Annotated in this window: 14 protein-coding genes; 4 read left to right on the top strand and 10 right to left on the bottom strand. The window is 68.0% G+C overall.

The features are described 5' to 3' along the window. Nucleotides 1-2 precede the first annotated feature (2 nt). The 10 genes from ACFIMZ_RS22555 to ACFIMZ_RS22510 form a co-directional block, all read right to left on the bottom strand. Complete coding sequence (locus tag ACFIMZ_RS22555; protein ID WP_431824531.1) at nt 3-932, bottom strand: 3-keto-5-aminohexanoate cleavage protein; 930 nt, start codon at nt 930-932, stop codon at nt 3-5. A 58-nt stretch (nt 933-990) separates the two neighbouring features. Then, complete coding sequence (locus ACFIMZ_RS22550; RefSeq protein ID WP_431824530.1) at nt 991-1,944, bottom strand: choline ABC transporter substrate-binding protein; 954 nt, start codon at nt 1,942-1,944, stop codon at nt 991-993. Nucleotides 1,945-2,222: 278 nt separating this feature from the next. After that, the gene (locus tag ACFIMZ_RS22545; RefSeq protein WP_431824529.1) at nt 2,223-3,443 is read right to left on the bottom strand and encodes a porin; all 1,221 of its coding nucleotides are present in this window, start codon (nt 3,441-3,443) and stop codon (nt 2,223-2,225) included. A 50-nt stretch (nt 3,444-3,493) separates the two neighbouring features. Beyond that, nucleotides 3,494-4,999: an aldehyde dehydrogenase family protein gene (locus ACFIMZ_RS22540; protein ID WP_431824528.1), complete on the bottom strand. Its 1,506-nt coding sequence runs from the start codon at nt 4,997-4,999 to the stop codon at nt 3,494-3,496. Between the two features lie 24 nt (nt 5,000-5,023). Then, nucleotides 5,024-5,503 (bottom strand): c-type cytochrome, encoded by a 480-nt coding sequence (locus ACFIMZ_RS22535; protein ID WP_431824527.1) that lies wholly within the window; start codon nt 5,501-5,503, stop codon nt 5,024-5,026. Beyond that, entirely contained in the window at nt 5,500-6,000 is a 501-nt protein-coding gene (locus tag ACFIMZ_RS22530) for a c-type cytochrome (protein ID WP_431824526.1), read from the bottom strand. Before ACFIMZ_RS22530 ends, ACFIMZ_RS22535 begins: the two co-directional genes overlap by 4 nt. Further along, entirely contained in the window at nt 5,997-6,524 is a 528-nt protein-coding gene (locus ACFIMZ_RS22525; RefSeq protein WP_431824525.1) for a methylamine dehydrogenase light chain, read from the bottom strand. The genes ACFIMZ_RS22530 and ACFIMZ_RS22525 overlap by 4 nt, the downstream gene beginning before the upstream one ends. Before the next feature lie 38 nt (nt 6,525-6,562). After that, the gene (gene mauD, locus ACFIMZ_RS22520) at nt 6,563-7,189 is read right to left on the bottom strand and encodes a methylamine dehydrogenase accessory protein MauD (protein ID WP_431824524.1); all 627 of its coding nucleotides are present in this window, start codon (nt 7,187-7,189) and stop codon (nt 6,563-6,565) included. Beyond that, on the bottom strand, nt 7,186-7,752 hold the full coding sequence (locus ACFIMZ_RS22515) for a MauE/DoxX family redox-associated membrane protein (protein ID WP_431824523.1): 567 nt from the start codon (nt 7,750-7,752) through the stop codon (nt 7,186-7,188). The genes mauD and ACFIMZ_RS22515 overlap by 4 nt, the downstream gene beginning before the upstream one ends. 7 nt (nt 7,753-7,759) lie before the next feature. After that, complete coding sequence (locus tag ACFIMZ_RS22510) at nt 7,760-8,917, bottom strand: amine dehydrogenase large subunit (RefSeq protein ID WP_431824522.1); 1,158 nt, start codon at nt 8,915-8,917, stop codon at nt 7,760-7,762. Nucleotides 8,918-9,157: 240 nt separating this feature from the next. Here ACFIMZ_RS22510 and ACFIMZ_RS22505 point away from each other — a divergent pair, with 240 nt between their 5' ends. The 4 genes from ACFIMZ_RS22505 to ACFIMZ_RS22490 all read left to right on the top strand — a co-directional run bounded on the left by ACFIMZ_RS22505 (nt 9,158) and on the right by ACFIMZ_RS22490 (nt 14,714). After that, nucleotides 9,158-10,120 (top strand): helix-turn-helix domain-containing protein, encoded by a 963-nt coding sequence (locus ACFIMZ_RS22505; protein WP_431824521.1) that lies wholly within the window; start codon nt 9,158-9,160, stop codon nt 10,118-10,120. A gap of 104 nt (nt 10,121-10,224) precedes the next feature. Further along, nucleotides 10,225-11,169, top strand: coding sequence for a GlxA family transcriptional regulator (locus ACFIMZ_RS22500; protein WP_431824520.1), 945 nt, complete (start codon nt 10,225-10,227; stop codon nt 11,167-11,169). A gap of 510 nt (nt 11,170-11,679) precedes the next feature. After that, nucleotides 11,680-13,392 carry a M36 family metallopeptidase gene (locus ACFIMZ_RS22495; RefSeq protein ID WP_431824519.1) on the top strand — a complete coding sequence of 571 codons (1,713 nt, stop codon included), beginning with the start codon at nt 11,680-11,682 and terminating at the stop codon, nt 13,390-13,392. 80 nt (nt 13,393-13,472) lie between these two features. Beyond that, complete coding sequence (locus ACFIMZ_RS22490; protein WP_431824518.1) at nt 13,473-14,714, top strand: M20/M25/M40 family metallo-hydrolase; 1,242 nt, start codon at nt 13,473-13,475, stop codon at nt 14,712-14,714. Nucleotides 14,715-14,830: the final 116 nt, after the last annotated feature.

Genomic DNA, 14,830 nt, shown 5'->3' with positions numbered 1-14,830 from the left:
GGTCAGGCGAACTCGGCGATTGCGCGGCGTTCGAGCAGCCGTTCGCCGCGCGCCGGCAGGCCGAGCTTGCGGCGCCCTTCGGCGGGCGTCAGCACGCGGCCGCCGAGGCGCTCGACGATGTCGCGCGCGCGCTCGACGAGCGTGCCGTTGCTCGCATGCACGCCGCGATCGAGCCACAGGTTGTCCTCGAGGCCGACCCGCACGTGGCCGCCGAGCAGCATCGCCTGCGCGACCATCGGCATCTGCATGCGGCCGATCCCGAAGCCGGCCCAGTGCGCGCCGGGCGGCAGGTTGTCGACCATCGCCTTCATCGTGCCGGTATCGGCCGGCGCGCCCCACGGGATGCCGAGGCACAGCTGGAACAGCGGCGGATCGTCGAGCAGCCCTTCCTTCAGCAGCTGCTTCGCGAACCACAGATGCCCGGTGTCGAAGATCTCCAGTTCCGGCTTCACGCCGAGCTCCTGGATGCGCTTCGCGCCGGCGCGCAGCTGCGCGGGCGTCGACACATAGATGTAGTCGCCGTCGCCGAAATTCAGCGTGCCGCAATCGAGCGTGCAAATCTCCGGCAGCAGCTCCTCGACGTGCACGAGCCGCGTGAGCCCGCCGACGAGGTCGGTGCCCCGGCCGAAGCGCATCGGGTCCTCGCCGGGGCCGATCTCGAGATCGCCGCCCATGCCGGCCGTCAGGTTGATGATGACGTCGACGTCCGCCGAGCGGATCCGGTCGACCACCTCGCGATACAGGCGCGGGTCGCGGCTGCCGCGCCCCGTCTGCGGATCGCGCACATGGCAGTGCGCGACCGTCGCGCCGGCCTTCGCCGCCTCGATCGCGGCGGCCGCGATCTCCTTCGGCGTGACCGGAATCGCCGGATGCCTGCCGACCGTATCGCCGGCGCCGGTGACGGCGCACGTCACGATGACTTCGTGATTCATCTTGATTGCCTCGTTGTGTTCGGGTTGTATCGTGGATCGTCGCTGCGCGCCGCGGCCGTCACAGGCCGAGATACGCCTTCACCGCCGGCAGGCCGTCCTTGCCGTCGAACGTCTTCACGCCTGCGAGCCACGGATCGAGCACCTGCGGATTCTTCTTCAGGTACGCCTTCGCGGCCTCGGCCGGCTTGGTCTTGTTCATCACCGCCTGCATCAGCTGGTTTTCCAGTTGCGTGGAAAAGCGCAGGTTCGCGACGAGCTTGCCCGCGTTCGGGCAGCGCGCGATGAAGTCGGGCGCGGTCAGCGTGTAGACGCGCGCTTCGCCGTAGTTCGGGCCGAACGCCGCGTCGCCGCCCGACAGGTAGTTCATGCTGATCTGGATGTTCATCGGATGCGGCTCCCAGCCGAGGAACACGACCCACTTCTTGTCGCGGATCGCGCGCTCGACGGTGACGAGCATCCCGGCCTCGCTCGATTCGACGAGCTTGAAGCCGCCGAGCCCGTACTGGTTCGTGTCGATCATCTTCTGGATCGTCGCGTTCGCGCTGCTGCCCGGCTCGATCCCGTAGATCTTGCCGTCGAGCTCCGCGCGATGCTTCGCGATGTCGTCGAACGTCTTCAGGCCGGCCTGGTAGGCGTAGCTCGGCACCGCGAGCGTCGCCTTCGCGCCGGACAGGTTCGGCGGCTCGACGACGTTGATCGACTTGCTGTCGAGGAACGGCTGGAGCTGCTTCTGCTGCACGGGCCACCAGTAGCCGAGCGACACGTCGAGCTGCTTGCTCTTCAGCCCCGCGAACGAGATCGGCACCGACGCGATCGTCGTCGTCGGCTTGTAGCCGAGCGCTTCGAACACCGCCGACGCCATCGCGGTCGTCGACGTGATGTCGGTCCAGCCGATGTCGGCGAAGCGCACGGTGCGGCAGGTCGCGGGGTCCGTTTCGGCCTGCGCCGCGGTCGACCACACACCCGCCGCCAGCAAAGCCGCGCCGAGCGCGGCGATCGTTCTCGACTTCATGGTTCCCTCCCGGTTCGACTCAGCAAGCAGCGGGTGTGCGGGATGCGTCCCGGCCTGCATCGTGGACTCAAAAGTAACGAGCCATATTCGACGAAAGGCGACCGCCGGCGACATTTTCTTGACTGGATGCGACTATGCGGAGAAACCACTAGATCGGGTGGCCTCCTTGTCGGACGGGGTTTTTGGGCGGGTTCGTGCGGGTGGAGGCTTGTCCCGGTGCGTCGCTGATGAGGCGCCTGAAAGGGGATCGACGCGCAACCATCAAGCGCGCGCCGTCTTCAGAAGTTGTGCTTCACCCCCACCGTCACCGACAGTTGCCGGTCGTTCGCCGAATTCGGCAGATTCGGAATCTGCGCGTAGTTCGCGGCCCGGCCCGTCGCCGGATCGGCGCCGATCCCGTGCCCGGCCGCTTTCTGGAACACGCCGACCGTATACAGCAAGGTCCGCTTCGACAGGTTGTAGGTCGCGCCGAGGTTGACCTGATGGAATTTCGGCGAGCCGCTCGCGTCGGTCTTCATCGCGTTGTAGATGTACGCCGCGCCCAGCGACAGCTCGGGCGAGACCGCGAAAGTCGTGTTGACCTCGACGATGTCGAAACGCGCGTCGGCGCCGTGCGGATGCGCGGCATCGGCGAAATACAGGCTGTCGGCGAGCGTCGTGTGCGTATAGACGACGCCGACGACGGCAGGCCCGATCGTGTAAGAGCCGCCCGCGCCGAACACCTTCAGCGTGCGCGCGTTCTGCAGCTCGCAGTACATCGCCGCCGGGTTCGAACACGCGAATTCGCCGATATAGCCCTGTTCGCCGCCGAGCGCCGCGTCGAGCGGATGGTTCAGGTCGAGCGTGCCGACGGCGAACGAGAACGGCGCGTCGCTGTAGCTCGCGGACACCGCCCACCCGCGCTTGCGCGCGAAGTCTCCCGCGACGCCGCCCAGCGAATACGTTCCGCTCACCGAAAACCCCGCGATCGTGGGACTCGCGTATTGCACCGCGTCATTCAGATTGAGCGCCGCGTTCAGGTTGTCGACGTCGCCGATATGCGAGCCGTACAGCGTCGCCCACATGAGGCTCGATGCGAACGGCGCGAGCGCCGTCGTGTACGAATCGAACTGACGGCCGAGCGTCAGCGTGCCGTAGCGCTCGTTGGCGACGCCGACCCACGCGTTCTGGTTGAACAGCGCGCCGGGCTGCACGAAGTTGCCGTTGTTCGAGTAAAAGCTGTTCTCGACCTTGAACGTCACGGCCGTCCCGCCGCCGACGTCCTCCCTGCCGGTCAGCCCGACGCGCGGCGGCGCGAGATTGCCGCCCGACATCTGCAGGTTGCGCCCGCCGCGCACGCTGCCGTCGGCGCGCGTCGCTTGCTGGTTGTTCGTGTACGTGATGCCCGCGTCGATGTCGCCGTACAGCGTGACGCTGCTCAGCGCGTGCGCGCCCTGCGCGGCGGCGAGCGCCGCCACCGCCGCCGCGATCCTGCGCGGCGTCGTCCTCCGATGCTTCATCGGTTGTCTCCCCCTGAGTAGTCCTGTCCGCTTCGCGGCAACGCGCGCGCCTACGCGAAGTTCATCATCACCGACTTGCTCTCCGTGTACTGGTCGATCACGGCGCGTCCGAGTTCGCGGCCGAAACCCGATTGCTTCATGCCGCCGAACGGCATCGCGTTGTCGAGCAGCGAATGGCAGTTGACCCACACCGTGCCTGCCGCCAGGCGCGGCACCAGCTTGTGAATCGCCGACAGGTCGTTCGACCAGATGCTCGCGCCGAGGCCGTAAGGCGTGTCGTTCGCGAGCCGCACGGCGGTGTCGACGCTATCGAACGGCATCGCGACGAGCACCGGCCCGAAGATCTCCTCGCGCACGACGCGCATCGCGTGATCCGTATCGACCAGCACGGTCGGCTCGACGAAGAAGCCCGGTCCGTCGATCGCCTTGCCGCCCGCCACGGCGCGCGCGCCTTCGTTGAAGCCCGAGTCGAGATAGCCGCACACGCGGTCGCGCTGCTTCGCGGACACGAGCGGGCCGATCTGCGTCGACGGGTCCATGCCGGGGCCGATCTTCAGGCTTGCGGCGATCCGTGCGACGCGCTCGAGCACGTCGTCGAACACCTTCGCGTGCACGTACGCGCGCGAGCCCGCCGTGCACACCTGCCCCTGGTTGAAGAAGATCGCGTTCGCGACGCCTTGCGCGGCCTTGTCGAGGTCGACGTCAGGCAGCACGATCACGGGCGACTTGCCGCCGAGTTCCAGCGACATGCGCGTCATGTTGTCGAGCGCCGCGTGCCCGATCGTCTTGCCCGTCTGCGTCGAGCCGGTGAACGCGATCTTGTCGATGCGCGGATCGCGCGACAGCGCCGCGCCGGCCGTGTGACCGTAGCCGGTGACGATATTGACGACGCCGTCCGGAAAGCCGGCTTCCCGGATCAGCTCGCCGAGACGCAGCGCGCTGAGCGGCGTGTCCTCCGCGGGCTTCAGCACGACGGTGCAGCCGGTCGCGAGCGCGGGCGCGAGTTTCCACGCGGCCATCAGCAGCGGGAAATTCCACGGAATGATCGCGCCGACCACGCCCACCGGCTCCTTGCGCGTGTAGGCAAACACTTCGCTGCCGGGCAGGTACGGGATGCCCGGGTCGACCACGCTGCCCTCGATCTTCGTCGCCCAGCCGGCCATGTAGCGGAAGCACTGCGCGGCCATCGACACGTCGAGCCCCTGCGCGACCGTCACCGGCTTGCCGTTGTCGAGCGCTTCGATCTCGGCGAGCTCGCGCGCGTTCGCTTCGACGAGATCGGCGAGCGCAAGCAGCAGGCGCTCGCGCTCGGTCGTTTTCGCGGTGCGCCACGGGCCTGCGTCGAACGCGCGGCGCGCAGCCGCGACCGCCTGCTGCACGTCGTGTTCGTCCGCTTCGGGCACGCGCGTCAGCACGGCGCCGTCGGCAGGGTTTACGACGTCGAGCGTGCGGCCCAACAGCGCGTCGGCCCACTCCGCGCCGATCAGCATCTGCTTCGGCTTCGCGAGAAACGCGCGCGTCGCGTCGAGCAGCGGGAAGGTGTCGTTTGTCTCCATGTTCCTGTCCTTGATCGGGGAAAGTCAGTAGTGCTCCGCGACGCCGTCGATCCCGCGTTCGCGCAACGCGCGGACCAGGCCGGCGCGCGCGGTCGCGACGTCGGACAACGCGGGACGGCGGTGCGCGGCAACTTCGGCGGCCGTGTAGGGCTTGAAGTCGCGCGGCAGCGCATCGCGGTTCATCGTCGTGAGAATCCAGTTGAGCACGTCGGCAAGCGCCTGGTCCGACAGCGCCGAATTCGACGCGCCCGGCACCCGCATCACGTAGTCGCGGCCCGCCGGCAGATGCGTGAAGTAGCCGAGCGAATTCGACAGCGGCGGCACCTTGCCCGCAATGCCGCCGCCCGTCGCCGTGTGACAGCCCATGCAGTTGAGCACCCAGTGCTGTCGCGCGAGCGCCGCGTCGGCGGCGCCCTCCGCGTGGGCGGCCGGCGGCGCGCCGCCGGCCGCGGCCCACGCGACCAGCAGCAGCGCGATCCGGCGGGATGCGCGGCCGGCTTTCATAGGCCGAGCGTCTTCGTCACGACCGCACGCTGCGCATGGACGGCCGCGCCGTCCAGTGCCTGCGCGCGCGCCGCGCGGATGTCGGCCGGCGTGAACGGCTTCGCGTCGCCGTGCTGCGCGTTCAGGTCGAACACGACGTAATTGAGCACTTGTGCGATATCGTCGTCACTCGCGCCGGCGAACGACGGCATCTTGAAGTTGTAGCTTTTGTCGTGCACCTTGATCTCGCCGAACATCCCGTGCAGCAGCGTCGCCACGAGCTGCGCACGCCCCTGCGCGGCCATCGCGTACTTGCCCGGATACTCCGTGAGCGGCGGCGCGAGACCGTCCTGGCCCTTGCCACCCGCCTGATGGCACACAGCGCACTGCGCGTCGAACAGGCCCTTGCCCGCCGGGTAATGCGCGGCCTGCTGCGCGTGGGCGAGGCCCGGCGCCGCAAACGATGCGGCTGCCGTCATGCAGACGGCGAGGATCTTTCCAGCATGCTTCACGTTCATTGCTTTGCCGCTCCAAGCAGGACCGAAACCGAGCAGTGGTAATTCGAATTGCCGTTCGCCATGCACCAGTTGATGTCGTTGTTGAGCGACAGCTTGTACAGCGGCTTCTCGCGCTCGTTGCGATTGCAGAAGCACTTGCCGCACGATGTCTTGCCGCAGCAATCGTTGTACGACACGATGTAGTCGGAGCCGTCGTGCGGATTGCGGCAGGTGCCGATCCACGTGATCGGCGACGGCGTCGTGCCGGGCGGGCAGCTGCTCGACGTGCCGCCGCAGCAGCTGCAGAGCCACCCGTCGATCGCGCAGTACTTCCAGTAGTCGCAGCTCATCGGATCGTCGCTGGCGCCCGAGGCGGCGGCGCCCGATGCGGCTTCGGCCGCATACGCGGTGCGATCGACCGGCAGCAGCGGCAGCATCGACGTGCCGAGCAGCACCTTGCCGAGCGTCGCCATCGCGCTGCGCCGCGAGCTGCGTTGCGCGACGCCGCGCGCCGAGCGCTCGAACCATGAATCAAGCAAGCCCATGTCGTTGTTCTCCACTGAGATTGAAAGAGGGGCGCGCGTCACACGTGCTGCGCATGGCCTTCGTGGCGGGCACTGCCGTGCACGAATGCCTGGAGCGACGCGACACCGCGCTCCTTCGCCTCGAACAGGCTCTCGAGATGCTCGCGCGTATTGACGAGCCCCTTCGCGCGCACCGTGCCGAATTCGTCGAGCAACACCGCATACGGCAGCTTGCCGATCTGGTACGCGAGGCCGAGCTCCTGCGACAGCACGTACGGGAAGCGCCCGAGGTCGTGCTTCCGCGCGAAGCGGGTGTGCTCATCAAGGTCGCCGTCGCTCGCGAGCACGATGTTCACGGGCGTCGCTTCGCTTGCCTGCAGCGACGGCAACAGCGGCAGCAGCTTCTTGCAGACGGGGCACGTCGGCGACAGGAAGAACAGCAGCGTCGCCTTGCCCGACGGCTCGATGCCGCCGACCTTCACGTGCGCGCCGCGAATGTCGGACAGTTCGAACGCCGGCGCGATCGCGCCGACCGCGGGTCCCTTGTCGATCATCAACGCGCCGGCGGGCATGATGCGTTCGTACAGGATGCCGACCTGGCGCACGAGCGCGAAGCAGATCGCGCCGAGCGCGAGAACGGCGGTCCACAGCAGCGCGGTGGAAACGGTGAGAGCGGTTTGCATCATGAATTCCTCAAGTGGGCAAGGCGCGGTACGTTGGCGAGCAGCACGTCGACCGTGAGCAACGCGCAGACGATCAGCAGGACGGAGAAGAACAGCGTCAGGTAGTCGAACCACACGACCAGGCGCGCGGTCGATTCGACGAACGCCGTCGCGGCCAGCGCCGCGAGCAGCAGCACGCGCGCGACATGGAACCAGCCGATGCCGCGCGGCGCATCCGGCTGCGCGGCCGGGCGCGTCGCGGCGAAGCCCGAGCAGCCGCAATCGATGTCGGTGTGGCCGCGCAGGATGTTGATCGCGAGACCGGCCGCGAACACGAGCAGCAGCGCGACCAGCACGCTCGCGCCGGATTCGCGCGTCGCGGGAAACAGCAGCGCCGCGGCGCCGAGCGCCTCCGCGAGCGGAATCGCCCATGCCGTGGGCGCGGTCAATGCATCGGGCAGCAGGCGGTAAGCGCCGAGCGCCTGGCGGAACGCCGCCGGCCGCCGCCACTTGGCAACCGCGCCGAGCAGCACGACGATGGCCGCGCCGGCCTGCGCGCCCGTCGCGAGTACAGGATCGATCGTCATCTCGGCCTCACGGATTGACGAGCAGCGACGACGTATTGCCGACCTGCTTCTCGACGTGCTGCAGCTTGCCGGTGCGCGCGTCCAGGATGACCAGGTCCGAGGTCGGCGTGAGGCCGTAGAACAGCGGCTTGTCGTCTTCGCTGACCTGGATCGAGACGAGCGGATCGATCTTCTGCTGCGCGAGATCCCAGCGCGCGATGCGCTGCTTCGTGCGCAGGTCGTACACCCAGACCTGCGTGCCGGGTTCCTTGTGCGTTCCTTCGCCGCCCTTGTGCATCGCGACGTAGTAGCGATGCAGCCTGGCCTGCACGGCCGTCTGCTGCATGCCGCCCGGGCGCCATCCGTCGGCGCGCTCGGCATCGGCCAGCAGCGGCCACGGCTTGCCGAACACGGGCTGGTCGCCGCGGAAATCGGCGCTGCGCACCCTGCCGTGGAACGTCGTGAACAGGTAGCCGCCCTGATACGGCGACGCGTTGACGTAGGCCGGATCCTGGTCCACGTCGATGAACGCGTCCGACATCGTCCGCTTCGCCTCCTTGCCATTCGCGTCGAGCGTGACGGTCAGCGCCTTGCCGCTTTCGCACAGCGACGTGAAGCGGTCGTTCCCCGACGGATACGCGAGCACGCACGCGGCCATGTCGATCTCCGACAGCACCTTCCTCGATGCCACGTCGACCACCGTCACCGACGCGGAGGGCGTGATGTTCGCCACGTACAGCCGCTTGCCGTCCGCGCTGAACGCCGTGTTGTACGGCGACGGCACATGCTGCGCGTGCTTCGGCGGAATCGGGATCTCGCCCGCGCGATCGAGCGTCGCGTTGTCGGTCATCTCGACGACGTCGGTGCGCGTGCCGTGCGAGCCGCGCGAGAAGTAGGTCGTCGCGACGAAGCTCGTCTTGTGGTCGGGCGAGATCGCAAAGCCCGGGCCGAACCCGGCATCGATCTGGCCGAGCAGCTTTTTCGCGTCTGCGTCGTACACGTGGACGCGCCCGTCGGTCATCACCGGCAGCGAAATGTCCACGACGAAGATCTCGTGCGGATGCCACGGCGGCATCTTCTGCACGACCAGTTCCTCCGGTTTCTCCATCGCGTGCGCGTGGCCGCTCCACGCCGCCGCGCATGACAGCATCGCCGCGAGGGCCGCGGTTCGTCGCCTTGTCCTCATGTCGCCTCCAGTTGCGATTCATGTTGTGTGGGGCGACTGTAGATCGACAATAAATCCGGCCAGCGCCGAGACCGGCAACGCGTGCGTGCCGATTCGGGATATTGGAAATGTCGCTGAAAGGGACCGCGACGAGCACTCCTGAACGTCAGCGCGCGCCGCCCGGATTAACCCTTGCCCGTCTTGCGCCGACCGCCCGGCCGGTTTACGCTTGCGCGATCCGATCGACACGCCGGAGGCCCTGTGTTCGTGCATCACCAGCTATTCGACGACGCGGACCGGCACGCCGAGGCGTTGCGGGGCTGGGACCAGCGCTACGACCAGATCGGCCCGGGCGCGTATCGCAGCGTCGTCAAGCAGGTCGCGCTGGACGGCATGCAGCTGTTCCAGGAGACCGCCAACGTCCGCATCATCCAGCGCGGACGGCTGCCGCCCGGCCACACGGTGTTCGGCATCCCGCTCACGGGCGCCGGCGCGTTCGCGTTCGGCGGCACGCGCATCGAGCACGGCGCGATCGTGATGGCGCAAGGCGGCGCGCCGTTCGAACTCCATTCTCCCGACGATATGTCGGTGATCTGCGTCGTCGTCGATGCGGACCTGCTGCAACAGGTGGTGGATGCGGCAGGCATCGGGCTCGACGACAGCGTGTTCCGGCGCGGCGTCGTCGACATGCCGAATGCCGTGTGCATGCGCACCGCGCTGCGGATCGCGACGCTGCTCGAACGCGTGCTGTCCGCGCCCGCCGTGTTCGACGCCCCGCAGGCGCAGCGCGCGCTGCGCGGCGAGGTCGGCGACGTGCTCGCCGACCTGCTCGCGTACCGGGTGCCCGCGCCCCCGAACCGCCTCACGCACGCGTGCCGCGCCGACATCGTGCGGCGCGTTCACGACTACGTGATCGATCATCCGGAAGAGCCGGTCGACATCCAGGGCCTGTGCGCGCAATTGCGCGTGAGCCGGCGCACGATGCAGAACAGTTTCCAGTCCGTCGTGCAGACCGGCCCGTTGAGCTACATGCGCTCGCTGCGGCTCGCGCAGGTCAGGCGGCTGCTCCTCGATACGCGGCAGGCCGACCTGCCCATCGCCGAGGCGGCCGCCCGCTGGGGCTTCATCCATCTCGGGCATTTCGCGAACGCGTACAAGGCCCAGTTCGGCGAACTGCCGTCGATGACCGCGCGCCGGTCGGCCCGCAGCACGAAAATGCGCTGAGATCGCGGCAAAACCCGCGATAATTCCGGCTGACCGCTCAGCTCGCACGCGCCGGCTCCGGCCGTGCGACGCGCGACGTTCATTGCCTTCCAGCCCCCGTTCCGATGCCTGAGGATTTCCACTTCCTGCTGCTGCCCGGCTTCTCCGCACTCGGCTTCATGTCCGCGGTCGAGCCGCTGCGCGTCGCGAACCGCTTCCGCTCGCAGCTTTACCGCTGGCACGTGCTCAGCGCGGACGGCGGCCCGGTGGCCGCAAGCAACGGCATCCCGGTCGCCGCGGAGGCCGCGTACGCGGACGTGGAACGCGTCGGCACGGTGTTCGTCGTCGCGGGCTTCGACCCGCTCGTCTGCTACACGCGCGCGCTCGGCGACTGGCTGCGGCGCCAGCACCGGCACGGCGCGACGCTCGGCGGCATCGATACCGGCAGCTTCGTGCTCGCCGAGGCCGGGCTGTTCGATTCGTCGCATCCGCTCACGCTGCATTGGGAAGCGCTTGCCGCGTTCCGCGAGCGCTACCCGGGCCTGAAGGCGACGCAGGAGCTGTTCGAGATCGGCGAACGGCGCATCACCTGCGCGGGCGGCACCGCGTCGATCGACATGATGCTCGACCTGATCGGGCGGCGGCATGGCGCGGACCTCGCGGCGGCGATCTCCGAGCAGTTCGTCGTCAGCCGGATCCGCCAGCGCTCGGACAGCCAGCGGCTCGAGATCGCCGCGCGCTACGGCGTGCACAACCGCAAGCTGATCCAGGTGATCGGCACGATGCAGCGCCACATGGAAAATCCGCTCGGGCCCGACGCGCTCGCCGACGAAGTCGCGATCACGCGGCGCCAGCTCGAGCGGCTGTTCAGCACGACGCTGAACGACACGCCGACGCGCTTCTACCTGAACCTGCGGCTCGACCGCGCGCGCGAGCTGCTGCAGCAGACCGACATGAGCATCACGTCGGTGTGCGTCGCGTGCGGCTTCGAATCGCCGTCGCACTTCTCGCGCACCTATCGCACGCGTTTCGGGATGAGCCCGCGCAGCGACCGCCGCGCGCAGCGCTGACGATCCCATGCAGGTCGTCGCGCCTGCGCGCAAAACAGCGGAACATTGCGCAATCCCGCATCATCTTCGACCGTTCGATGAACAATCCCGCCAATTGATCGACGCATCGAAGCGAACATCGAAAATAATTTGCAATGTTCTCGAAAATATTCTGTAACATGTAAAAAAATACATAGGCAGCCTAACGAGATGAGAACGCTTGCCGACACAAGTCGAGCATGCAGGCTGCCACTCCAACTTTGATCCGAGGGGTATGACATGACGATGCTCGATAATCCGTCGCAGCACCTGCCCGCCGTCCGTTTCTCCCTGCCTTCCGCCGTCCGGCGGTCCGTTCGCATTCCACCTTTCTCCTGTTTCGCTTCGACCTGACGCTTAGCTGTCCTTAGTCAGTCGCAGCACCGCTACGCGCCTCGACGCGCCGGCATTTGCAAGCCGGCGCGCGGGCCGTGTCGTACCTGCGCCTCGCGAAGGCGCGGGCTTCCCCAACCGTTGAATCGAGGATGACGTATGCAAACATCACGCAAGGCACTGCCGTTGGCACTGAGCATCGCGCTGGGTTTCGGCGTCGCAACCAGCTCCGCCGCCGACCACAAGAACGGGGACCCGCAGGCATCGAGCCTGCGCGAGAGCCTGACGCGCGGCGTCGCGCCGTCCGCCGCGAAATCGGATGCGCCGACCGGCCAGTTCCGCGCGGACGGCGTCGCCGTCACGCTGTACAACCCGCCCTATCACGCGAAGAAGGCCGCCGCCACGCCGGCGGCGACCGCGCGCGACTTCGTCGCGTCGCAGGCCGTCCAGCTCGGGCTCGACGCGGCCGCGCTCGCCAGCCTCGTCGTCACGTCGGAGCGCAAGGACCCCGACTTCACCGTCGTGCGCTTCCAGCAGCAGGCGGCCGGCCTGCCCGTCTACGGCAGCGACATCGCGGTCACGGTCGGCAAGGACGGCCGCATCCTGTACGTCGCGAGCAACGCGATCAGCAGCGTGGCCCCCAAGGCCGCCAAGTCGCAGGCCGTCGACCAGCAGCAGGCGCTCGACCGCGCGCGCGCGTATCTCGGCGTGAGCGGCTTCACGAACGTCGACGCACAGCTCGTCGCGTTCGTCGACGCCGCCGGCACGCATACCGCGTGGAAGGTGCGCGGCAAGCCGCAGAACGGCCCGAAGGGCGACTGGGAACTGCTGATCGACGCGGGCAGCGGCGAAGTGCTGCGTGCCGAGGACAAGGCGTTCTACGCGACCGACGGCACCGGCTTCGTGTTCCGCCCCGATCCGCTATCGCCGACGAAAAGCAGCTACGGCAGCGCCGGCTACAAGGACAATAACGACGCCGACTCCCCGCAGCTGACCGCCGCGCGCGTGCGCGTGACGTTGAAGGATCTCACGCAATCGGGCTCGACCTACAAGCTCTCCGGCCCGTACGCATCCTGCGTCGATTTCGATGCGCCGCTCGACAACGCGTGCCCGGTGCAGGCGACGCCGAACTTCGAGTTCACGCGCGGCAACCTCTATTTCGAGGCGGTCAACGCGTACTACCACATCGATACGTTCCTGCGCTACGTGAACCAGACGCTCGGCGTCAAGGCGCTGCCGTACCAGTATTCAGGCGGCGTCCAGTACGACCCGCACGGCGAATCCGGCGCGGACAACTCGTCGTACTCGTCGGGCAGCGGCAAGCTGACGTTCGGCCAGGGCGGCGTCGACGACGCGGAGGACGCCGACGTGGTGATCCACGAACTGGGCCACGGCATCCACGACTGGATCACCAACGGTGGCCTGTCGCAGCAGGAAGGTCTGTCGGAAGGCACGGGCGACTACCTGGCCGCCGCATACAGCCGCGACTTCAACCAGTGGAGCCCGTCCGACGCGCAGTACAACTGGGTCTTCAACTGGGACGGCCACAACGAGTTCTGGGGCGGCCGCGTGACCAACTGGAACGTCGGCCGCACCTATGCGCAGGCGCGCGGCGCCGAGATCCACACGGCCGGCCAGTACTGGGCGTCGTGCAACCTGGTCGCGCGCGACGCGATCGGCGGCCAGGCGATGGACAAGGCGTTCCTGAAGGGCCTGTCGATGACCAACGGCTCGACCAACCAGAAAGCGGCCGCGCAAGCCGTGATCAACGCCGCCGCCACGCTCGGCTACAGCGCCACGCAGATCGCGGCGATCGGCAACGCGTACAACAAGAGCTGCACGTATGCCGTGACCGTGCCGAAGAAGTCGTGACACCGCAGCAGGACGGGGGGGATCGCAAAACCTGCGCCCCCCCCCGATTCGTCGACATCACTACCCTGATGAGATCGAACATGCCTACTTCATCGCTGAAACAACTGAGCGCCGCGCTATGCGGCACGCTGTTCGCCGTGGCCGCGCATGCGGCGCCCGTGTGGATCACGCTCGGCGACGGCGCCTACCGCCAGCTGCAGCGCATCGACGCCGGCGCGACCGCGCGGTACACCACGACGGTCCCGTCCGGCCAGGCCGCCGACGGCACCGCCCGCCGCGACACCGTCCACGTCGTACAGGTCGACGACGCCGTGCTGGGCGAACTCGCGCACGCGGTGCACCGCAGCCGCGGCCACGGGCCGGGCTACGTCGTGCACGACTCCTACGACGAAGCGCGCCAGGCGCTGCAGCCGCTGCCGCTCGCGAAACAGGCCGCGCCCGAGTACAAGGTCGCGGATTCCCAGCAGATCCGCAACTGGGTCCAGCAACTGCAGGCCAGCAACATCGTCGGCACGATCACGTCGTTGTCCGGCTTCACGAACCGCTACTACACGACGTCGCACGGCGTCGCCGCGTCCGACTGGATCGCGCTGCAATGGAAGCAGCTCGCGGGCGCGCGCGCCGACGTCACCGTCGAGCAGTTCGCGCATACCGGCTGGCCGCAGAAGTCGGTGATCCTGACGATCAAGGGCAGCGACCCGGCGGCGGGCACGGTCGTGCTCGGCGGGCACCTCGACTCGACCGTCGGCTGGACGACCGAGAACACCCGCTCGCCCGGCGCGGACGACGACGCATCCGGCATCGCCAGCCTGACCGAGGCGCTGCGCGTGCTGCTCGCGAACAACTACAAGCCGAAGCGGACGATCAAGTTCATCGGCTATGCGGCGGAGGAAGCCGGGCTGCTCGGCTCGAAGGCGATCGCGAAGCAGTTTCGCGCGCAGAACGCGAACGTGGTCGGCGTGCTGCAGCTCGACATGACGAACTACAAGGGCGACGCGAAAGACATCTACCTGATCTCCGACTACACGAACGCCGCGCAGAACACCTACCTGTCGAACCTGGCGCGGACCTACCTGCCGGAGCTGACGGTTGGCACGTCGCGGTGCGGCTATGCGTGCTCGGACCATGCGTCGTGGAACGCGCAGGGCTATCCGGCGTCGCTCCCGTTCGAGGCGGACCAGAACGACAATCCGAACATCCATACCGTGGACGACACGCTGGAGAACTCGGATCGCCAGGCCAACCATGCGCTGAAGTTCGGCAAGCTGGCATTGGCCTACGCGGTCGATCTCGGCGACGGCGGCGCCGCGACCCGGCCATGACGGCGCGCGGCTGAGCCGCTCGCATGCGCGAAAGCGAAACGGGCGCGAACCGGTGTTCGCGCCCGTTGTCGCATCCGATAGAATCACCGCTCGCTTTCCACACGCCGCCGTGCGCC

It is taken from the genome of Burkholderia sp. F1, assembly GCF_050813845.1.
Lineage (GTDB): Bacteria > Pseudomonadota > Gammaproteobacteria > Burkholderiales > Burkholderiaceae > Burkholderia > Burkholderia ubonensis.
Note: the sequence above shows the minus strand (reverse complement) of the source record. Positions and strands in the feature narration are given on the sequence as shown.